This is a genomic window from Myxococcaceae bacterium JPH2, from assembly GCA_016458225.1.
In the GTDB taxonomy this organism is placed as follows: domain Bacteria; phylum Myxococcota; class Myxococcia; order Myxococcales; family Myxococcaceae; genus Citreicoccus.
In genome coordinates this window covers 25,560-45,440 of record JAEMGR010000003.1, presented here as the reverse complement: position 1 = coordinate 45,440, position 19,881 = coordinate 25,560, and the positions used below count along the sequence as shown (strand labels likewise).

The window sequence follows — 19,881 nt, the reverse complement described above, 5'->3', positions numbered from 1 at the left end:
ACCCACGGGGGAGGGCGCGATGGCCAGGAAGATGAAGGCGGTGCAGGTGAAGCAGGCGAAGGGCCCGCTCGAGGTCGTGGAGCAGGACGTCCCCGAGCCTGGTCCCGGGCAGGTGCTCATCGCCGTGGACGCGTGCGGCGTCTGTCACAGCGACGCGATTACCAAGGAGGGGTGGATGCCCGTGAAGTACCCACGGGTGCCCGGCCATGAAGTGGTGGGCCGCATCGACAAGGCGGGGCCCGGGGTGACGGCGTGGAAGGTGGGCCAGCACGTGGGCGTGGGCTGGCACGGCGGCCACTGCGGCCAGTGCCCCGCGTGCCGCGTGGGTGACTTCGTCACCTGTGACTTCCAGCAAGTCTGCGGCATCAGCTACGACGGCGGCTACGCCGAGTACATGCTCGCGCCCCAGGAGGCCCTGGCCCGCGTCCCGGACGGCATGAAGCCCGAGGACGCCGCGCCGCTCTTGTGCGCGGGCGTGACGACGTTCAACTCCTTGCGGAACATGGGCGCGAAGCCGGGCTCGCTGGTGGCGGTGCAAGGCATTGGGGGCCTGGGGCACCTGGCCATCCAGTTCGCGCGCAAGCTGGGCTACCGCACCGTGGCCATCTCGCGCGGAGAGGACAAGCGGAAGCTCGCGCTGGAGCTGGGCGCCCATGACTACATCGACACGGAAAAGGTCGAGGTGGCCAAGGCGCTCCAGGCCCTGGGCGGCGCGCGCGTCATCATGATGACCGCGTCGAGCAGTCGCCTGGCGGCGGACCTGATTGGCGGCCTGGGCCGCGACGGCGTCCTGCTCTTGCTGGGCGCGGGCGCCGAGCCCATTCCCGTCACGAGCCTGCAGCTCATCGCGAAGCGCCAGCGCGTCCAGGGGTGGCCCAGCGGCGTTCCCCAGGACTCGCAGGACACCATGGACTTCAGCGCGCTCACGGGGGTGCGCTCGATGAACGAGGTGTTTCCCCTGGAGCGCGCGGGCGAGGCCTTCGACCGGATGATGAGCAACCATGCCCGCTTCCGAGTGGTGCTGAAGATGCGCTGAGCCATTCGCTCGCGCTCGCGCCGTCCGCCACGCGAGCCTCGCCGCTCAAACAGCGTCCCGACCGCTCATCCTAACTGTCTGGGGCGGGAGGGCCGCGGACCGTAGCTTGCCTCCAGGAACCCCCACCTGGAGAACGCCTTGAACACATCCCAACCCCTGAGAGTGATGGGGCTCATCGTCCTGCTCGCCACGGTGGCCCCGCTGGTGGCGCAAGGCAAGCCTGCTTCCGCCGTCGTGGCGCGGCTGGAGCGGGCCGCACAGCCCGTCTTCTCGCCCTCAGGGCCGGGTGGAGTCGTGCTGGTCCGCAAGGGAAGCGAGGTCCTCTTGCGCAAGGCCTACGGTCTCTCGGACGTGGAGAACCAGGTGGCGATGCGGCCAGACAGCGTGTTGCGGCTGGCCTCGGTCAGCAAGCAGTTCACCGCGGTGGCGGTGCTCCAGTTGGTGGAGGCGGGCAAGCTGTCACTGGATGCGCCGATAGGCGCGACCTTCTCGGGGGCAACCGGACCCCTGGCGGCTGTCACGGTTCGCCAACTGCTGACCCATACCTCGGGCGTGAAGAACATCAGCCGCATCCCGGAGTCGCGCGCGGCCCGGCGCAAGGATGCCTCGCTGGATGAGCTGCTGGCCTTCTTCAAGGACCTGCCCCTGGAGTTCGAGCCAGGCACGCGCTTCAGCTACAGCAACTCCAACTACATCCTGCTCACCCGGTTGATTGAGCTGGCCAGTCAGCAGTCCTACGCGGACTACATGCAGCGAGCCATCTTCGCGCCACTGGGCATGAAGCAGACGCGCTACGGCAGCCACCTCGCGCTCATCCCGGGTCGCGCCCAGGGGTATCAGAAGCGAGAGGGGCAGTTGATGAACGCGGACTTCATCAGCATGAGCCAGCCGCAGGGCGCCGGCGGCCTGGTGAGCACGGTCGACGACTTGAACCGGTGGGACCTGGCGCTCTACTCGGACACGCTGGTGAGCCAGCGCCTGCTGGCCCAGGCGTTCAGCCAGGCGGTGCTGGTGGATGGCACGAAACAGCCCTACGGCTTCGGCTGGTTCACCGCGGAGGTGCAAGGGGTGCCGAGCTTCGAGCACAGCGGGTTCATTGATGGCTACAACGCCTATGTCCTGCGCATCCCCGAGCAGCGTGTGTATGTCGCGATCCTGACGAATGCCGAGTTCCTGGACCCCAGCGACCTCGCGGTGGAGTTGGCGGCCATCGCCTTGGGAAAGCCGTACAACAAGCTGCCCACGCCGCATCCGCACGCGGATGAGTGGCTGGGGGCGTATGACTTTGGACAGGGCGTGGTGCGTGAAGTCCTGGCCCGCGAGGGAAAGCTCTACTCCCAGCGCGTCGGCAGCGAGCCAGTGGAACTGCTCCAGAGCGTGGACGGTCGCTACTTCTTCGCGGAGGGCTTCAACCACGTCACCTTCAGCGAAGGTGCGGACGGGAAGCGCGTGATGACCCTGCACGACCGCCTCGCCGGCGACAGCGTGGGCGTCAAGACGCGGTGACCGGGCGCATGGGGCCGCTCACAGGCTGAGCAACTGTTTCAGGAGGCCACTCTGGCGGCGGGAGACGTCGATCTCCTGGCCGCCGCGCAGTGTGAGTCGCAGTCCACCATTCGACCAGGGCTCGACGTGTTCTACGTAGCCCAGGTTGACGAGGTGTTGACGGCTGGCGCGGAAGAACACGTTGGGGTCCAGCCGTTCCTCGATCTTGTTCAGCGAGCGGTAGAGGAGCGGGGAGTTCGTTCCGAAGTACAGCTGGGTGTAGTTTCCCACGGCTTCAAGGCAGCGGATGTCCTTGAGCTTGACCAGGAAGCAGCGCTCGCCGTCCTTGACGAAGATTTGATTCTCCGGAGTGAGCGTGGCTTGCCGCACGGGCTCGGCGGGCACCCTCGCCAAGGCCTTGGCCAGGCGCTCCGGTTTGATGGGCTTGAGCAGATAGTCCACCGTGTTGAACTCGAAGGCGGCCAAGGCGTACTGCTCGAACGCCGTGGTGAAGATGATGGGCGGGATGTGCTCCAACCGCTCCAGCAATTGAAACGCGTTGCCTCCGGGCAGGTCGATATCCAGAAGAATCAGGTCGGGAGCCGAGGCCTCAATCAGGGCCTCGGCGCTGTCGATGTCGTCCGCCTGGCCAACGAGTTGGATCTGCGGGTGTGCGCGCAGTTGGTGTTCCAGCTCGAACCGGGCCAGTTCTGAATCTTCGACGATCAGCGTGCGAATCACGATGCGCTCTCAATGTGGATTCGGGCCGTGACGCACTCTCCCTCTTGCTGCAGGGAGAAGCGGGCCGCGTCACCAAAGGCCAGGGCCAGCCGTTTCTTGAGGTTGGTCAAGCCCATGCCCGGCGCTGAGCTGGTGTCGCCGAGCCTGCCGGTATTGCGGACCACCATGCGCAGAGAGGTGTCGTCCGCGTCGACCTCCAAGTGCAACGCCCCGGGGGCGGAGGTCCTGCTCATGCCGTGTTTCACGGCATTCTCCACGAGCAATTGCAGCGACAGCTTGGGCGTCATCCGGGTCAAGCTCGCGCTGTCGATGCGTTCTTCATAGTGCAGGCGCTTGCCCAGCTGGAGGCGCATCAGGTCCAGGTAGTCGTGCACCACCGCCAGTTCGTCGGCGACCGTGACCAAGGCGGCCTTGTTGCCGTCGATCCGATAGCGCAACAGGTCCGCGAACTTGCCGAGCATCTGACGGGCGGATTCGGCGTCTTTCAGGATGAGCGCGCGAATGTTGTTGATGGCATTGAAGAGAAAGTGGGGACTCAACTGCGTGAGCAGGCTTTGCAGCTCCGCCTCGCGCAGGGCAAAGGCCAGCTCTTGCTGGGCCAACACCGCATGCGCCAGCCGCTCCTGACGGCTCAGCGCCAGATAGAGGAGGCTCCAGGCGAGGTAGGTGATGACCAGGAGGGGCGCTCGGGAGAACAGGGGCTGCTCATCCGCCAGCGGGATGAAGCGCTCTTGCAGCCGGGCCAGCATCCACAGCAGGGCGTGATGCCCCAGGTCCACGGCGAGCGCGACCATCAGGCTGGCGCCCAGGACGAGCGCCAACCCTCTCAGCTCACCCCCCGGGCGTGCCCCGCTCCTTCGATAGACAGCGCGCAGCGCCAGGCTGCCGAGCAAGGCCAGCAGCGTGAGGCTTGCGGCGAAGAGGCCGTGCTCGAAGCGAAAGTGAGGCGGGTCGTCTGCTCGAAACAAGAGCTGCAAGAGCGTGTAGGGCAACCAGCCCAGACCCTGGAGGAGCCAGAACTTCGCTGTTTTCGCTGACAACACCCACCGGCTCCGTCGCTCAACTTCAGCCGTGCACTATGGCTCAAGCGCGGCCTCGACGCATCGCGGCTGGGGACTGCTGCCCCAGCCACGACTTGCTCTGTCTTCTCTCGCGGGTCTCCACGCTTCACCGCGGGACCCTGTCGACAGGACCTAGCGCGTGGAGAGCGCGTCCACGTGCTCGCGCAGGGCCACCTCGTTGCCCATCCGGCCGGAGAGGCCGCTGAGCGGCTTCGCGGCCTGCTCGATGCGGCCTCGCGTGCGCGGACCCGCGGCCACCAGCCAGGCGACACCCAGCGCGAGTTCCGCCACCGCGGGCTCACCGCTGAGCTGCGCGACGAGCGCGAGCAGCGCGTCCACCGCCTTCTTCACCTGCGCGCCGTGCAGCGCGTGGCCACTGGTGACGCCCTGGCGCAGCAGCTCCAGGAGCACCAGCGCGGTGGCGCGGGCCTGACGCACGGGCTCCGCGCCCGTGCCGGTTCCGGCCCACAGGCCATTGGCGAGCTGTCGCCCGAGCAGCGCGACGACCCCGTCTTCTCCGCCCTCGCCCTGCGCCAGCGACTCCATCGGCTCGGAGAAGGCGTCGTCATCGGACGGCGCCACCTCCATCGGCGCGGGCCACGCGGCCTTGTCCTGCGCGAGCGCTCCAGGCGGCGGACCGCCCTTCTTCTTGGAGAGCAGCTTGGGCGCACGGCGCGCCTCCTCGAGCTCCTTGCGCATGGGCGCGGCGCGCTCCATCTCCATCGCGTCCATCATGGGCGCGGGCGCGGGTGCGCTCGGAGGAGGAGGCACCGCGGCGAAGCTGCCCGTGATGGGGGAGGACATGCGGGGTGGGCCCGCGGCGATCGCGACCGACGGCGGACCTCCGGAGACGGCGCCTCGGTTGCGCATGCTTCCGCCACCGCCCACCGCCATGCCAGGGCCTCCATCGGCGGCCTCGTCCTTCTTCGCGCCGAACATGGCCCAGCCGGCCGGTGCGTGCACCGGGACGACGCGCGTCTCGGGCTGCGCGGTGGAGAGCCGCGCGCCCACGCGCTCCTCCACCACCACGAACGAGGTGTGGCGCGTGACAATCTGGTGCGCGAGCGCGAGCTGGACGATGCGCTCCTTCATCGCCTGGGCGCGCCGGCCGGTGAGCACCGCCGCATCCCAACCGCGGATGCGCTCGGCGGCCCACAACTTCTCCACCGCCGGACGGTCGGACGTGGCCGGCAGGTCCAAGCGCACGGTGAGCGAGAAGCTCTCGCGGCCCGAGCGCCCCTTGATTCGCACCGAGCCGAGGCCCGGCGCGTCGTAGCGGCCGAACAGCGTCCAGGGCACGCCATCCACGAGCGGGGGCAGGTCCGTGGGAGACAGCTCGTTGGCCTGCACGCCATCGAACTGCACCTCCAGGTCCGTCACGCGCGGCGCGAGCGCCTTGGCGAACTGCGCCACCACCTTGTCGTCGATGCGCTCGCCCGGATGGATGAACTCCACCGCGCCGCCCGTCTGGCGCGCGAGGTCGCGCAGCAACACATCGCTCACGTTGGTGCCAATGCCAAACGAGTACACCCGCGCCGTCTTCCGCGCGCTCAGCACGGCGTTGAGGATCTCCGCCTCGTTGCCCACCTGTCCGTCGGTGAGCAGCACCACCACGCCGTCCGGCACGGCCTTCGTCGCCGCCACCATGGGCGCGAGCAGCTCGGTGCCACCGTCCGCGTGCAGCTTGGCGACCCACGCGTCCGCCTCCTCCAGCGTGCGCTGGGTGAAGGGCACGGGCTCGGGCTTGAAGCCACGGAAGCTGCTCTGGAACGCGATGACGTTGAAGCGGTCACCCTCGCGCAGGTGGCGCAGGCACAGCCGCAGCGCGGCCTGGGCCTGGGGCAGGCTCTCACCATCCATGGAGCCGGAGGTGTCCACCAGGAACACCACCTCCTGGCGCGGCGGCGCGGCGGCGAGCGTGAGCAGGTCCGGCACCACCGTGAGCGCGAACGTGCCGGGGCCCGTGCCCGAGCGGTGCGCGACGACGGGCGTGAGCATCGCGTTCGAATCCGGGTGGCGCAGCGTCAGCACGAAGTCGCGGTCCAACGCCACCTCGCCCTGCGAGAAGCCCACGCGCACGCGAGTCCCCTCGCGGGTGAGCGCCAGCTGGTGCGAGGGGCTCTCCACCACGACCTCGGAGCCCACGTCGACGAGCAGGTCCAGCTTCAGGCCATAGCGGGCGTCGCCCACGGGCGGCGTGATGCGATCCGCGTCCGGCACGCGGACCGTGGGGTCGGCCACGCCATGCGCGGTGCGGTGGCCCTGGGGTCCGCCGGGGATGTAGCGAGGCGCCACCAGCGTGGGCAGCATCCACCGCACGCTGCCCTCCTCCGCGGTGATGGCCTGAAGGAACTCCACCTCCACCACCGTCTCCTCGCCGGGGAGCAGGTTGCCCACCTGCGCGGTGAAGACGTTGGGGCGCTCCTCGTCCAGCAGCGCCGCGCCGTGCCCGGAGGTGATGGCCGAGTCATAGGCGCGGAACGCTTCCTCGCGCTCCTTCACGATGCCCTCCACGCGGCGCCCGGCGCACGTCATGGAGAAGGCGGTGAGCGTGCCCTCGGAGGGCAGCGGGAACGTGTACACGGCCTCCACCGGCCGCGACTCCGTGTTGAGGTAGCGCTGGCGCACGCGCACCCGCGCATGGCCTCCGAGCAGCTCTCCCGTCACCTCGACGCCCTGAAGTGGAACCTGCGCCCCGTCGCGCGTGAACAGCCCGCATCCACACTGCTCGTTCATGGCTTCTCCCTTTCCTGGGACTCTTCGATGAAGGCGCGCACCCGCTCCGCGAGCGCCCGAACTCCTGGCTCCGCTCCGTCCGCCAGCTGCAGCTCCAGCCCGGGCGCGAGTTCCCAGCGCTGGTAACGCACGCCCTCGTCCTTCCGGTCTCCCCGGCGCGGTGGCGCGTGCGGCTTGGACGCGCCCGTCATCGGATGCGAGGCCGGCACGTGCGGTGGCGTGGTCGTCGCGTCCGACTCCGACAGCGTCCGCAGCGCCTCGGGCGTCAGCCGCGTCAGCTCCGCCTGGATGGCGTCCAACGGAAGGAAGCGCGCCTGCAACACCCGGATGGCCTTGAGCCGCACCAGGTGCTCCTCCGTGTACACCGTGTCCGGCCCTCGGAAGGGCGGCGCGGAGAGCAGCCCGCGCTGGACGTAGTAGCGGACCGTGCGCGGCGAGACCTCCGCCGCCTCGGCCAGCTCCGCCAGCTTCCACTCTGTCTGTGTCTTGCGCGTGCTCACACCCCAGACAGTAAGACTCGACAGTTCGACTGTCAAGACGACAGTGTCAACTCGCCATAAATGGTGGCGAGTCGAGGACTTGCGAGGGCCCGGGGCGGGGTGGGACAGAGGGAGACATGGCGGGAAGCACGGCGGTCGAGTTGATGGACCTGGCGTCGCTGCGGCTGATTGGCGCGGCGGTGACGCCGGCGGTGATGGTGTCGGGTTGCGGCATCCTGGCGACGGGGTTGGACAATCAGATCGCGCGGATGACGGCGCGCATCCGAGACATGGCGCGGGAGTGGCGCTCGCTGCCGGAGGGGCATCCTCGCCGTCAGTTGTTGCGCGAGGAGGTGGCCATCCTGGACCGGCGCCACGGCATCCTCGCGATGGGGATGAACTGCACCTATGCGGCGCTGTTGTCCTTCGTGGCCACGTCGCTCTTGTACCTGCTCAAGCGCGCCGACGTGAACGTCCCGGAGGTCATGCCGGTGCTGACGTTCTCCGTGGGCGTGGGCCTGCTCGGGGGGGTGGCGGTGTTCGCGCTGGCGTCCCTGCGGCTCGGGCGGCGGGCCATCCGCCTGGAGCAGTTGGAGATGCTCAATGAGGCGCTGGAGGAGCCGCCTCGGCAGTGACGGGGCCGTCCTCGCGTGCGCGGCGCTCCACCGCGGTGCCCAGCGCGTTCAGCAGCTCGAGCGGGATGGGCAGGATGGTGTGGTTGCCGCCGCCGGTGATCTCCACCAGCGTCTGCAGATAGCGCAGCTGGAGGGAGGCGGGGTTGCGGCTGAGCACGTCGGCGGCCTGCGCGAGTCGCTCGGCGGCCTGATGTTCGCCCTCGGCGGCGATGATCTTCGCGCGGCGCTCGCGCTCGGCTTCCGCCTGGCGAGCGATGGCGCGCTGCATCTCCGCGGGCAGGTCGATGTGCTTCACCTCCACGTTGGAGATCTTGATGCCCCACGGGTCGGTGTGCGCGTCGAGCACCTTCTGCAGCTCGCGGTTGACGCGGTCCCGCTGGGACAGCAGCTCATCCAGCTCCACCTGTCCCAGGATGGCGCGCAGCGTGGTCTGCGCGAGCTGGCTCGTCGCGTAGAGATAGTCCTCCACCTGGAGGACGGCCTTCTCCGCGTGGATGACGCGGAAGTAGACGACGGCGCTGACCTTCACGCTCACGTTGTCGCGGGTGATGACGTCCTGGGGCGGCACGTCTCGCGCGACGGTGCGCAGGTCGATGATGACCATGCGCTCGATGAAGGGGATGAGCCAGCGGAAGCCCGCGCGCTTGAGGCCCACGTAGCGCCCGAGCCGGAACACGACGCCGTTCTGGTACTCGTTGACGATGCGGACGCCGGAGAGGAACAGCAGGAAGAGCAGGCCCAGGGGGATGAGTGTCCCCAGGGCACCGGCCAGTTCGTTCATGACGGCGCCTCCGCGACGGTGAGAGTCAGGCCCTGGACGGCGCGCACCACCACGCGGGTTCCGGTGCGCAGGGGCTCGGATGAGATGGCGCGCCAGCGCTCGCCATGGACGAAGACCTCGCCGCCGTCCGGGCTCACGGGCGCCAGGGTGGTGCCGCGCTCGCCCACGAGCCCCGCGTCGCCCGCGCGTTGAGGCAGGCGGCGCGTCTGGGCGCCTCGGAAGGCGAGGAACACCGCGCCCGCGGCGAGCACCACGGCGGAGGGAATGGCCACCGCCCACGACACGCGGAACGACGGGTCGATGAACCAACCCGGCGCGACGCGGTCCACGAGCAACAAGCCCCCCAGCGCGAGCAGCGCCGCGCCCGAGGCGCCGAGCAGCCCGCTGGTGACGAACAGCTCCGCGATGAGCAGGCCCAGGCCCACGAGCATCAACGCCAACGCTCCGGCACGCACCGGCAGGGCCGACGCCGCCATCAGCGCGAGCACGAGCGCGACGACGCCCGCGAGGCCTGGCGCGAAGGAGCCAGGATGTGACAGCTCCGCCACCAGCCCGAGCGCCGCGACCAGGAACAAGAGATAGATGACCACGGGGCGGGCAAGCGCGTGGACCACCTGCCGGGAGATGCCGGGCGACAGCGTGACGACGCGCGCGTCCCGCGTGGCGAGCCGCACGGTGTCTCCACTCGCGACGCGCACGGAGCGGCCATCGACCTGGGCGAGGAACGCGGCCGCGGTGGGTGACTCGAACTCGACCACGCGTTGGGCCACGGCGCCATCGGCGGGAAGGCTGGCGCTGTCGCGCACGGCCGAGGCCGCCCACGCGGCATTGCGACCGCGCTCACGCGCGAGCCCCGAGGCGAAAGCGGCGGCATCGTTCTCCCACTTGCGAGCGAGCTGGGCTCCGACCACCTGCTCCGGGTCCTCACCCTTGATGCCGAGGAGTGGATGCGCGGCGCCCACGCGAGTACCCGGGGCCATGCCCGCCAGGTGCGAGGCGAGCGTGATGAAGAGGCCCGCGCTGCTGGCGCGCGCGCCGGCCGGTCCCACCCAGACGAGCACGGGGACGTTCGACTCCAGGAAGGCGCGCACGATGTCGCGCGTGGCATCCAGCGCGCCTCCGGGCGTGTCCAGTCGCACGAGCAACGCGGTGGCGCCCACGGCCTCGGCGCGCTTCACGCAGTCGGACAGGTACGCCCCGGCGCCCGTGTCCACCACGCCCTCCCAATCACACCGGACCACGGGCGGAGCCGCTCGCGTCTCCGGCTGGGCCCGAGGTGCCGAGGGCGCGAGGAGCGCGAGACCCATCAGCCCCAGCATGAGGAGGACGCCGACCCGGAGCGACGACCGAGGGGCGAGCACGCCATGCCGGCGGAGGCTCATGGGTGTGCCTCCGTGGGGGTGTTCGCAATGGGCGTCGCGGGGACGATGTCGCGAGGCGAGAGTGGACGCTGGTGGATGAGGTCGTCGAGCAAGCGCAGGTCATCGAGCAGGAGCCGCGACATGAGGAAGTGCTCGCGCACATGCTCTCGGCCCCGCCCGCCCAGGATGCGGGCCTCGTCGGGTTGGCGCAGGAGGCGGAGCACGGCCTCGGCGCACTCGTCGACGGTGTCCACCAGCACGCCGCCGATGTCATCCGGGAGCTGCATGGGAATGCCGCCCGCGCGGCCTCCCACGACGGGCGTGCCTTTCCACAGCGCCTCGGACACGACGAGCCCGAAGCCCTCGCGCAGCGACTTCTGCACGACGACGTTGGAGAGGGATTGAAAGGCATTGACCTCGATGTTGCCCACGCCGACCAGGTTGGTGAGGACGTGGATGAGCGGGTCCCCCGCCGTGACGGCGCGGATCTCCTCGTAGACCTCCCAGGCCTCCGGGTCGTCCAGGGCAAGCGAGCCCGCGAGGGCGAGCTGGAGGTCGGGGACATGCGGCCGCACGCGCCGGTACGCGGCGATGACGCCGAGCGGATCCTTCCACGGGTCGAAGCGGCTGACCTGCGTGATGAGGGGCCGGCTGAGCCGCACGCCAATCCATTCCAATACGTGCTGCGCGAGCTGGACGGGCAGGGGCTGGTTCTTCGGGCTGAAGGGGTCGATGGCCGGTGGGTGCAGCAGCACGCGGGAGATGGGGAGCTGGGGCGGGATGAAGTCCGGGAGCGTGAAGATGGCGGCGTCGTAGGCGCGCAGGAACGGCTCGAGGAACTCCCAGAAGAAGGGATTGGGATGCGAGGTGTCGATGTGACAGCGCCACAGCCAGCGCGCGTTGGCGCGAGGACACAGCGCGGCGAGCGCGGCCGGCTGCGGGTCGTGGATGATGATGAAGTCGTAGTCGCCGTCGCAGTAGCCGGCGTTGATCTGCGAGTTGCCCAGGAAGGTGGCCTTCTCCGCCTCGGTCAGCTCCCCGGGGCTGCCTTGCAGTCCGTTGTGGATGCGCTTGGTGACCTGGAAGAACGCCTCGTCGCCGCGGATGATCTTCCAATCCGCCACCAGCCCCAGGTCGTTGTAGAGCGGCACGAGCGAGCGGAGGATTTCCGATACGCCTCCGCCATACGGCGTGGCGTTGACGTGCAGGCACCGGGCGCCACGCAGCCGTCCCGCCAGCCGGTGCAGCTCATCGAGCTGGGCATCGGGCGCGACGCCGCGATACGCCTCCAGCGAGCGCTTTCCGACATCGACGAGGTCCAGCATGGCGAGGCTGCCTCCTGGTGCCGCTTCCGGTTCGAGGCAACGGTGCACACGCGGCGCGGAGACTTCCGAAGCGCCACCGTGACGGGCGGGTGGGCGACGGACGGAGAGAGGGGATGGTCGCGAGCGCGGGCATCCAGTGGTGGACGTTGGCGCCCCGGGCGCGTTGCCGGGGGGCGCCTCGCTCCCTAGCGTCCCCACCATCCGAAGCGGGAGGCTCCATGCGTCGCGCCGTGCTCCTCGTCGCCTTGTGTCTGGCCGTGTCGCCGCTGGCCTGCAAGACCACCCAGCCACCGGGCACGCAGAACCAGGAGCCGCTGGAGGGACCCGACACCGTGCGCGAGCCCGTCCAGAACGTGCCGGACACGCCTCCCGGGCCCGCCGCGCCCTTCCCCTCGGACGGAGGCAGCGGCCCGCCCAAGCCGCAGTGACGACTGACGCAGCCGCTTCCCGCGAGCGCGAGGGAAGGGGAGGATGTCCCCATGCCTCCGCGCAAGCTGCTGCGACACCTCGTCTGGCTGGAGTCCTTCGCCGCGGCCGTGGAGGCCGGCAGCATCGACGCGGCGGCCGAGCACCTGGGCGTGGCCCGCTCGGTGGTGAGCGAGCACATCCGCGCGCTGGAGGAGGCCCTCGCGGACGGTGAGGCGCTGTTGGAGCGAGGCCCGGGCCGGCGGCTGCAGCTCACCGCGCGCGGAGAGCGCCTCTTCGCGGGCACGCAGACGCCGCTGCATCAGCTCGACATGAAGCGGCTGAAGGACCTGGCCAGCGCCGAGCCCTCGCTGCGGCTGGGCCTCAACCCCACGCTCTCCGGGGCGCTGCTGGGGGGCCTGGCGCACGACACGGCCAGCCAGGGCCTCAAGCTGGTGGTGAGCTTCGGTGGGCCGCACGAACTGGTGCGCCAGGTGCAGACGCGTCAGCTCGATCTCGCCCTGGACTTCACGCCCCTGCCACCCCATGAGGGCGTGGAGTCCGAGTCGCTCCTGCGGATGACCTTCGTGGTCATCGCGGGGCCCGAGTGTGGACTGGCCACCACCGCCGCCTCGCGCCGCGCGCTCCATCCCCGCGACCTGCGGGGCCAGCCCTTCGTGGACTGGTTGAGGGATGATCCGTACGGCGGGGCGAACAGCGTGCGCTTCGCCTCGCAAGGCGTGACGGTGGAGGAGGTGGCGCGGGTGGAGAGCTTCCTCCACCTCTACGAGCTCTTGCGCGCCTACCGCGCCTGCGCCATCGCCCCGGACATGCGCCTGCTCCAGCCGTTTCCCCCGGACCTGCGCGTGTGGCCGCTGCGCGAGGAGGAGCCGCAGGCGGTGGAGGTCGTGGCGCTGTGGCCCGTGGGAGGGCTCGGCCCTGGTGCGCGCGCCGTCTTGGACGGGCTGCGTCATCGTTTGGGCAAACGGCGATAAAACGACGATTCCGTCGGATTCTGCCGGATTTTCGTTGGCCGTCCGGGTGGCTATACCTCCCTCGTTCAAGCCTTTGCTGACGGAGGTCCCAGCCACCATGACGCCCACGGAACGGACGATCGCCAACCTGCCCGCTCACCTTCGCCGGTATGTGGTGGGGCAGGACTACGCGGCGTACACCCCGCGGGACCAGGCGGTGTGGCGTCACATCCTCGGCAAGCTGCGCGGTCACCTGGCGGACAAGGCCCACCCGGTCTACCTGGAGGGCCTGGAGGCGACGGGCATCGGGATGGAGTCCATCCCCAGCCTGGACGAGATGAACGAGCGGCTGTCGAAGCTGGGGTGGGCGTGCGTGGGCGTGCGCGGCTTCATCCCGCCCGCGGTCTTCACCGAGCTTCAGTCGCTGGGCGTGCTGGCCATCGCGTCGGACATCCGCACCCACGAGCACATCGAGTACACGCCCGCGCCGGACATCGTCCATGAGAGCGCGGGCCACGCGCCCATCATCGCCAACCGCCGCTATGCCGAGTACCTGAAGGCCTGCGGGCTGGTGGGCTTCAAGTCCATCTCCAGCGTGGAGGACCAGGCGGTCTTCGAGGCGATCCGCAACCTGTCGGTGGTGAAGGAAGACCCCACCACGAGCGAGGTCGAGGTGTCGCACGCGCAGGCCCGGCTGGAGGCCGCCAGCGCCAGCCGCCGAGGCGTCAGCGAGGGCACGCGGGCCAGCCGGCTGTACTGGTGGACAGCGGAGTACGGGCTCATCGGCGACGTGTCGAACCCGCGCATCTATGGCGCGGGCCTGCTGTCGAGCATCGGCGAGGCGAAGCACTGCCTCACCTCCGCGGTGCGCAAGCTGCCCCTGAGCGTGGCCTGCGCGGACACGGACTACGACATCACCCGGATGCAGCCGCAGCTCTTCGTCGCGCGCGACTTCGAGCACCTGTTCGAGGTGCTCGCCGAGTTCGAGTCCACGCTGGCCTGGAAGCGCGGCGGGGACTACGGCCTGCGCGAGGCGATGCACGCGCGCACCGTCAACCATCTGGTGCTCGCGGATGGGCGCGAGGTGACGGGCCGCGTGGTGGAGCTGCTCGCCGCACCGCGCCCGGTGGCGCCCGGACTGTCCACCGCGCTGGCGCGCCTGGAGGGGCCCGTCGTCACGTCGCTGCGAGGCAAGGCGGTGGGCAAGCCCTGGAATGGCCCCGCGCTGGTGGCCTTCGGCGCGGCGCGTCTTCCGGAGCGAGGGGCCTTCCGGCTCGCGCTCGACAGCGGCCTGGTGCTGGAGGGCTTCGCGGCGGGCGGCGGAGAAGTGCTCGCGCTGCACGGGCAGCTCGCGGGGCGTCCGCTGGAGCTGCCGGCGGTGGCGCACCTGTACGTCTCCGAGCGGCTGCCCTCCGTGGCGGGCGGCCCGGCGGACACGGGCGCGTGGGACCAGTGGTTCGGGGAGCTGGACGCCTTCACCGCCGGGGACGGCGAGGAGCGCGCTCGGGAGCGCAAGGCCGAGGCGCTGTCTCCGGCGCTGGCCACGCTCTACCGCGAGGTGCGCGAGATGCGCGAGAAGGGCGCGCTGCGTCCCGAGCGGCTGGAGCAGCTCGTCCGCGCCTCCTCGGACTTCCCCTCGGACTGGCTGCTGCTCGCCGAGGTGAACGAGCTGCGCGGAACCGCGCGCGCTTAGGCGAGCCGCGCGCGGGCCCGTGGCTCGCGTTACTTCAGGACCGCGTCCTCGAACGCGGCGAACTGGGACTCCAGCTTCCACTGGAGCGCGGCGCGCTCGCTGCTGGCGAGCAGCGCGGCGCAGGTCGCCGAGGGCGCGTTCGGGCCGGGCGTGTCCTGGGCACACGCCTCGACGCGGCCGTCGTACTGGCTGCGGGTCTTCCACAGGCTCACGCCGGGCAGGAAGGCGTGCTCCAGGCTGGTGCGCACCATGGCCTTGAGCGTGCGGTAGTCCAGGCCCTGGTCGCTCACGGCGCGCACGTACTCATCCGTGATGTTGGTGCGGAAGATGCCCTGGTCATCCGTGGAGAGCGCCACCGGGACGCCATGGCCCAGGTAGCTCTTGAGCGGATGGGCCGCGCCCGACTTGCCCAACAGGATGCTGTTGGACGACAGGCAAATTTCCACCATCACATCCAAGCCGTTCATGTCCCAGAGCAGGTCCTCCGCGCCGTCGCCCGCGGTCTCGTCGAGGACATCCGCGCCGTGTCCGATGCGCTCGGCGTGGGCGATCTCCACCGCGTGGCGGATGTGGAAGGAGAGCTGCCGCTGGCCCTCGGGCGTGGTGGGGAGGACGGAGGGGATGAGCTCTCCGGCGTGGAGGGAGATGTGGACGGTGCGGCGGTTGGCGGTGCGCTGGTTGAAGCGGCGCAGGACGTCGAGCGCGAACATCTCGTCGTCGTAGAACTTCAATGAGTTGTCATTCTCCTCGGGGGACACCAGGTTGATGCCCACGACCTCCGGGGAGACCTGCGCCAGCTCGTAGGCGTAGACCCACTGGGCGAAGACATAGCCGCGGTCCTGGGTGCGATTGGCGGACAGGACGAAGCGCGTCGCCACGTCGCAGCCCGGCTCCGCGGCGGCCGTGCCGCACTTGAGCAGGTCGCGCGCGCCGGTGATGGACTTGGTGATGGACGCCTGCGTGGCCTCCAGCGTGGCGGCGAACACGGGGTCCGCCATCAGCTCGCCCCGCTTCTTCAGGAGATAGGCCTCGTCCCACGGGTCCCCCGGCTGGATGTACTTCGTGGCCAGGCGCCCCACGGTGCTGGAGCTCAGCCCCTGGAGCAACTCCACGTAGATTTGATGGTTCCGGCCCGCGGTGTTCAGCACGTCCGCGATGGAGTCATCCGTGCGCGGCTCGCTGAGGACCGCCCCGAACTTCCCGAACGCGTCGAAGAAGTGCTGGTGCCCCTCCAGGAGCGTGCCCTGGAACCCCTCCATGGACCACGCCTGCAGGATGTTGCGCTTGAAGGTCGCGTCCGTCTGGGTATTGACCATGGACACCGCGCCCGTCGCGCACGGCGGCGCCGCCGCCACCCAGGTGGTGGTGTTCACGCAGACGCCGTCCTCCGTGCCCCACTGGATGAGGTTCTCCATCGTCACCGCGCCAGACAGGTGAGTGTGGAGGTCCGCTCCCTTGGGCAGCTGCACCAGGAAGTCACGCAGCGGCGCGGGCTGGTCGCGCAGGGACTCCAGCTTCTGGCCCACGCGCTCCTCGCGAGACGCCTCCGCGGGTGGGGGCGAAGTGGGCTCGTCCGAGCACCCCGCCGCGAGCAATGCCACACACACTCCCCAATGAAGTGCTTTCACCATCACGTTCTCCTGTTGGGCGGATTGAGCCGCGGGGCCGGCCGCATCGTGGCCCCGGGGCGATGCGGCGTCCTCTACACCACCAGCACGCTCAATGCTTGTGCAATCGTTGGAAAACGTGAAAACGCCAAGGGCGCCGGGTGTTGGACATCCGTGCGTGGGATTGTCCGAGGGTCAGCAGTCCTCGGCCCGCGGGGGTACCCACCCGGGTGAAGGCATACCTCCCCGCGGCACGACGCTCAGCGCGCGATTTGTTACCTCGGTGCAAGGCCATTCCAGACATGCGGCGTCTTCGCGGAGGGCGGGGTAACAAAACGAGGGAGCCCACGTCTTCTCCACGCTCTGTCCGCGAGGCCGCCGTTTGAGCAGGCATTCGCGGGAGGGCATCGACCCCCATCCTTGTGGAGGAGACATCGTGACTCGATTCATGAAGTTCGGCGTCCTCGCGCTGCTGCTGACCGGCGGCTGTGAGGACACCGGGACGGGAAAGCCCGAGGGGAATCCCGAGGCAGCGCCCGCCGTGGGCATGCAGGCCCAGGCCATCGGCACCGTGTCGAACGCGGCGGAGACGGGCTGGACGCGGACGCCCAACCTGGCCGCGGCGCGGCTGCTGCATTCCGCCATCAAGTTGCAAGACGGACGCGTGCTCGTCGTGGGCGGCTACAACCCCTCGGTGGAGGTGTATGACCCGGCCACCGGCACCTGGAGCCAGACGGGCGCCGCGCCCGCGAGCTTCCATCGGCCCACCGCGACGCTGCTGTCGAACGGCAAGGTGCTCGTCGTGGGTGGAACGGACGTGGGCGTCACCACGGCGCTGTTCGACCCTGCCTCGGGGACCTGGACGACGCCCGCGCCGCTGAGCACGGCTCGCTATCACCACACCGCCACGTTGCTCGGCAACGGCAAGGTGCTCGTCACGGGCGGCGCGTCCGGGGAGTACGGCGGCGCCGCGCTGGGTTCGGCGGAGCTGTATGACCCGGCGACGGGCGCGTGGACGGCGGCGGGCTCACTCGGCACGGCCCGCGCGCACCACACCGCGACGCTGCTGTCGAACGGCAAGGTGCTGGTGTCCGGAGGCGAGGGCGCGTCGGGGCGGCTGACCTCGGCGGAGCTGTATGACCCGGCGACGGGGACGTGGACCGCGGCGGGGGCGCTGGGGACGGCGCGCGCGGACCACTCGGCCACGGTGCTGGCCAACGGGCAGGTGCTCGTCTCGGGTGGCGCGGCGGATGGCGAGCCCTCCACGCGCGCCGAGCTGTATGACCCGGCGACGGGGACGTGGTCCGCCACTGGTGCCATGAGCCAGCCGCGCCATCTCCACACGGCGACGGTGCTGGCCAACGGCAAGGTGCTCGTCACGGGCGGCTATGACACGTCCACGGGCATCCAGACGGCCTCGGAGCTGTATGACCCGGCGCGCGGTGTCTGGGACACGGTGCCCGCCATGGGCGTGTCTCGCTACCAGCACACCGCCACGCTGCTGAACAACGGCCGTGTGCTCGTGGTCGGTGGCATCAGCACGGGGGACCAGGCCTCCGCCGAGGTCTTCTCCGCGCTCTACGTCCAGGTCGTGCTCGACACGGGCACGGGCTGGGAACTCATCAACGCCAGCGGTGGCAACACGGACAGCGCCACGGGGCCGTTCAACTCGGACCTCTACGTGGTGAGTGATGACCTGGGCATCGCGAACGCGCCGATGCCGGAGGGGCTGCGCACGCAGCTCGCGGACCGCTCGGTCGGGAAGACGACGATGTTCTTCCTCGACAAGCGCATCCTCGAGGAGATTCGCGCCTCCGAGCTGCAGGGCTCGCTCACGCCCTATCTCCAGTCGATCGCCTCGCCGCCGGCCTCGGGCTTCAATGCGCTGAGCTTCGGGTGTCCGGACGAGCACGCCTCGTGGGGACACACGTTCGACTTCACGTCGAACCTCAACTACCAGAAGGACCTGGGCTCGGGCTTCACCGGCTCCATCACCACGAGCGGCAACCTCACCGCGCAGGCGTCGGGCGAGCTGAACATGAATGTTCCTCGCTACGGCCTCTTCGGCTTGTGCATCCCGGTGGGCGCCAGCTTCGAGTCCTTCAAGGTGTCGGGCGATGGCGCGCTCAACTACGGCGCCACGGTGAACGGGACCATCGCCTATGCGAACACCTGGGCGTTCCCCATCGCGAAGCCGAACCTGGTGACCATGCCCTTCATGGCAGGCCCGGTGCCCGTGGTCGTGGGCCTCAACCTGCCCATCACCGTGGGCATCGACGTGGCGGCCAACGCCACCACCAGCCTGACCTACGCGGCCACGCAGAGCACCTCGGTCCACTTCGGCGTGGACTGCACGCCGGACGGCTGCACGTCGGTGACGACCGCGAGCATGCCGCCGCCCTCGGGGTTGAACGCAACGGGCAGCATCTCCGGCCGCGTGCAGCCGTCAGTCTGGGCGCAGGCGGCGGTGCGCCTCTTCCTCTACACGGATGAGCTGGCGTACGGACAGGCCGGGGTGCGGCCGTACATCGACGGAGACCTGTGGGGCTACTCGGGCAACAACTGCGGTGACGGCGACGGGGATGGCACGGAGGAGTTCGTCCAGGGTGGCTACTTCGACCTCAACTGGCGTCTCAACGTGACGGGCGAAGTGGGGCTCATCTTCCTCGGCGCGAAGCAGTGGAACGACATCTTCTCCACGGGCAAGCGCCACCTCTACTTCCAGAACCTCGTCTCGTCCGTCCCGGGTGGCGCGAACGCCCTCGCGCCGATGCTGGTCGGCACGGGCAACCCGGGCCAGTACGACAGCACGGGCTACACCATCCGCATGCGCCCCTGCTTCCCGTTCGAGAAGGACAATGCGCTGGCCTCGCCGGCCTCGCTCCAGCAGGACAACGCCATCACCTACCGCGTCGACTGGGGAGACGGCACCGCGCCCACCGAGTTCACCGGAGCCCGGTTCGACGAGACGTTCCTCAAGCGCCACCGGTGGACGACGTTTGGAGACAAGACGGTGCAGGTCACCGCGCTGCATGACAGCCATGGCCGCACGCTGAACACCCCGTTCACGCGCACCATCCAGGTCTTCCACCAGAACGACCCGGCTCACCCCCCCGAGTACTACCGCGCGGTCCACGTCACCGGCGTCCTGGAGGCGATGGAGGAGGACTTGTTGGGCAACAAGTACGCGACCATCCCCATCGACCAGACGGCGTATCTGGAGGACGGCCACGAGAGCGAGACGTGGAGCTATTCCAAGTGCGTGGATGACGAGGTCCGCATGGAGGTCACCCTGACCCTCACCCGCGCGAGCAACAAGACAGACGTCTCGGTGAGCGCGCACGGCAAGCTGTACGAGGGCTGGTCGTGCAGCAACACGGACCTGGATGCGGAGACGACCAATGTCGTGGACGTCGTCCGCGACAGCGCCGCGCCCCTGTACTTCAAGATCAAGAACGGAGAGTCGGGCTCGAATGACTACCTCAAGGTCGACCTCACCGTGAGCAATGACGAGGAGGAGATGTAACGCGCAGGTGTTGAAGGCCTGAGCGCCGCTCGCGCC

General features: G+C 69.6%; 15 protein-coding genes. 7 read left to right on the top strand and 8 right to left on the bottom strand.

Annotation, left to right across the window (positions count from 1 at the left end; translation table 11 throughout):
• Nucleotides 1-19 precede the first annotated feature (19 nt).
• Both JGU66_04925 and JGU66_04920 read left to right on the top strand, forming a co-directional pair.
• Nucleotides 20-1,036, top strand: a complete 1,017-nt coding sequence (locus tag JGU66_04925; GenBank protein ID MBJ6760095.1) for an alcohol dehydrogenase catalytic domain-containing protein — start codon at nt 20-22, stop codon at nt 1,034-1,036.
• Nucleotides 1,037-1,174: 138 nt separating this feature from the next.
• Nucleotides 1,175-2,542 (top strand): beta-lactamase family protein, encoded by a 1,368-nt coding sequence (locus JGU66_04920; GenBank protein ID MBJ6760094.1) that lies wholly within the window; start codon nt 1,175-1,177, stop codon nt 2,540-2,542.
• A gap of 18 nt (nt 2,543-2,560) precedes the next feature.
• Here JGU66_04920 and JGU66_04915 read toward each other — a convergent pair whose 3' ends face one another.
• The 4 genes from JGU66_04915 to JGU66_04900 all read right to left on the bottom strand — a co-directional run bounded on the left by JGU66_04915 (nt 2,561) and on the right by JGU66_04900 (nt 7,559).
• Nucleotides 2,561-3,262, bottom strand: coding sequence for a response regulator transcription factor (locus tag JGU66_04915; protein MBJ6760093.1), 702 nt, complete (start codon nt 3,260-3,262; stop codon nt 2,561-2,563).
• The gene (locus JGU66_04910; protein ID MBJ6760092.1) at nt 3,259-4,083 is read right to left on the bottom strand and encodes a histidine kinase; all 825 of its coding nucleotides are present in this window, start codon (nt 4,081-4,083) and stop codon (nt 3,259-3,261) included. Before JGU66_04910 ends, JGU66_04915 begins: the two co-directional genes overlap by 4 nt.
• Nucleotides 4,084-4,455: 372 nt before the next feature.
• Nucleotides 4,456-7,059 (bottom strand): VWA domain-containing protein, encoded by a 2,604-nt coding sequence (locus JGU66_04905; protein ID MBJ6760091.1) that lies wholly within the window; start codon nt 7,057-7,059, stop codon nt 4,456-4,458.
• Nucleotides 7,056-7,559: a MerR family transcriptional regulator gene (locus JGU66_04900; protein ID MBJ6760090.1), complete on the bottom strand. Its 504-nt coding sequence runs from the start codon at nt 7,557-7,559 to the stop codon at nt 7,056-7,058. Before JGU66_04900 ends, JGU66_04905 begins: the two co-directional genes overlap by 4 nt.
• Before the next feature lie 116 nt (nt 7,560-7,675).
• On the opposite strand from JGU66_04900, the gene JGU66_04895 reads away from it, so the two are divergent.
• On the top strand, nt 7,676-8,173 hold the full coding sequence (locus tag JGU66_04895) for a DUF2721 domain-containing protein (GenBank protein ID MBJ6760089.1): 498 nt from the start codon (nt 7,676-7,678) through the stop codon (nt 8,171-8,173).
• On the opposite strand, the gene JGU66_04890 is transcribed toward JGU66_04895, so the two are convergent.
• From JGU66_04890 to JGU66_04880, 3 genes are read right to left on the bottom strand one after another with little or no spacing between them, the layout of a single operon-like run.
• Nucleotides 8,139-8,954 (bottom strand): slipin family protein, encoded by an 816-nt coding sequence (locus JGU66_04890; GenBank protein MBJ6760088.1) that lies wholly within the window; start codon nt 8,952-8,954, stop codon nt 8,139-8,141. The two genes, JGU66_04895 and JGU66_04890, sit on opposite strands and share 35 nt — an antisense overlap.
• Nucleotides 8,951-10,273 carry a nodulation protein NfeD gene (locus tag JGU66_04885; GenBank protein ID MBJ6760087.1) on the bottom strand — a complete coding sequence of 441 codons (1,323 nt, stop codon included), beginning with the start codon at nt 10,271-10,273 and terminating at the stop codon, nt 8,951-8,953. The genes JGU66_04890 and JGU66_04885 overlap by 4 nt, the downstream gene beginning before the upstream one ends.
• 59 nt (nt 10,274-10,332) lie before the next feature.
• Complete coding sequence (locus JGU66_04880; protein MBJ6760086.1) at nt 10,333-11,640, bottom strand: glycosyltransferase; 1,308 nt, start codon at nt 11,638-11,640, stop codon at nt 10,333-10,335.
• Between the two features lie 218 nt (nt 11,641-11,858).
• Between JGU66_04880 and JGU66_04875 the strand changes: the two genes are divergently transcribed.
• The 3 genes from JGU66_04875 to JGU66_04865 all read left to right on the top strand — a co-directional run bounded on the left by JGU66_04875 (nt 11,859) and on the right by JGU66_04865 (nt 14,712).
• Nucleotides 11,859-12,068 carry a hypothetical protein gene (locus JGU66_04875; protein ID MBJ6760085.1) on the top strand — a complete coding sequence of 70 codons (210 nt, stop codon included), beginning with the start codon at nt 11,859-11,861 and terminating at the stop codon, nt 12,066-12,068.
• Nucleotides 12,069-12,119: 51 nt separating this feature from the next.
• Nucleotides 12,120-13,040 carry a LysR family transcriptional regulator gene (locus JGU66_04870; GenBank protein ID MBJ6760084.1) on the top strand — a complete coding sequence of 307 codons (921 nt, stop codon included), beginning with the start codon at nt 12,120-12,122 and terminating at the stop codon, nt 13,038-13,040.
• Nucleotides 13,041-13,137: 97 nt separating this feature from the next.
• Nucleotides 13,138-14,712 (top strand): aromatic amino acid hydroxylase, encoded by a 1,575-nt coding sequence (locus tag JGU66_04865; protein ID MBJ6760083.1) that lies wholly within the window; start codon nt 13,138-13,140, stop codon nt 14,710-14,712.
• Nucleotides 14,713-14,741: 29 nt separating this feature from the next.
• Here the strand turns inward: JGU66_04865 and JGU66_04860 are convergent, their stop codons facing one another.
• Nucleotides 14,742-16,343: an adenosine deaminase gene (locus tag JGU66_04860; GenBank protein ID MBJ6760082.1), complete on the bottom strand. Its 1,602-nt coding sequence runs from the start codon at nt 16,341-16,343 to the stop codon at nt 14,742-14,744.
• 412 nt (nt 16,344-16,755) lie between these two features.
• Between JGU66_04860 and JGU66_04855 the strand changes: the two genes are divergently transcribed.
• Nucleotides 16,756-19,845, top strand: coding sequence for a hypothetical protein (locus tag JGU66_04855; GenBank protein ID MBJ6760081.1), 3,090 nt, complete (start codon nt 16,756-16,758; stop codon nt 19,843-19,845).
• Nucleotides 19,846-19,881: the final 36 nt, after the last annotated feature.

Coding starts and splice junctions, on each gene's coding strand:
- JGU66_04925 (MBJ6760095.1), top strand. CDS start 20: ATGGCCAGGAAGATGAAGGCGGTGCAGGTGAAGCAGGCGAAGGGCCCG.
- JGU66_04905 (MBJ6760091.1), bottom strand. CDS start 7,059: ATGAACGAGCAGTGTGGATGCGGGCTGTTCACGCGCGACGGGGCGCAG.
- JGU66_04895 (MBJ6760089.1), top strand. CDS start 7,676: ATGGCGGGAAGCACGGCGGTCGAGTTGATGGACCTGGCGTCGCTGCGG.
- JGU66_04890 (MBJ6760088.1), bottom strand. CDS start 8,954: ATGAACGAACTGGCCGGTGCCCTGGGGACACTCATCCCCCTGGGCCTG.
- JGU66_04885 (MBJ6760087.1), bottom strand. CDS start 10,273: ATGCTGGGGCTGATGGGTCTCGCGCTCCTCGCGCCCTCGGCACCTCGG.
- JGU66_04880 (MBJ6760086.1), bottom strand. CDS start 11,640: ATGCTGGACCTCGTCGATGTCGGAAAGCGCTCGCTGGAGGCGTATCGC.
- JGU66_04875 (MBJ6760085.1), top strand. CDS start 11,859: ATGCGTCGCGCCGTGCTCCTCGTCGCCTTGTGTCTGGCCGTGTCGCCG.
- JGU66_04870 (MBJ6760084.1), top strand. CDS start 12,120: ATGCCTCCGCGCAAGCTGCTGCGACACCTCGTCTGGCTGGAGTCCTTC.
- JGU66_04865 (MBJ6760083.1), top strand. CDS start 13,138: ATGACGCCCACGGAACGGACGATCGCCAACCTGCCCGCTCACCTTCGC.
- JGU66_04860 (MBJ6760082.1), bottom strand. CDS start 16,343: ATGGTGAAAGCACTTCATTGGGGAGTGTGTGTGGCATTGCTCGCGGCG.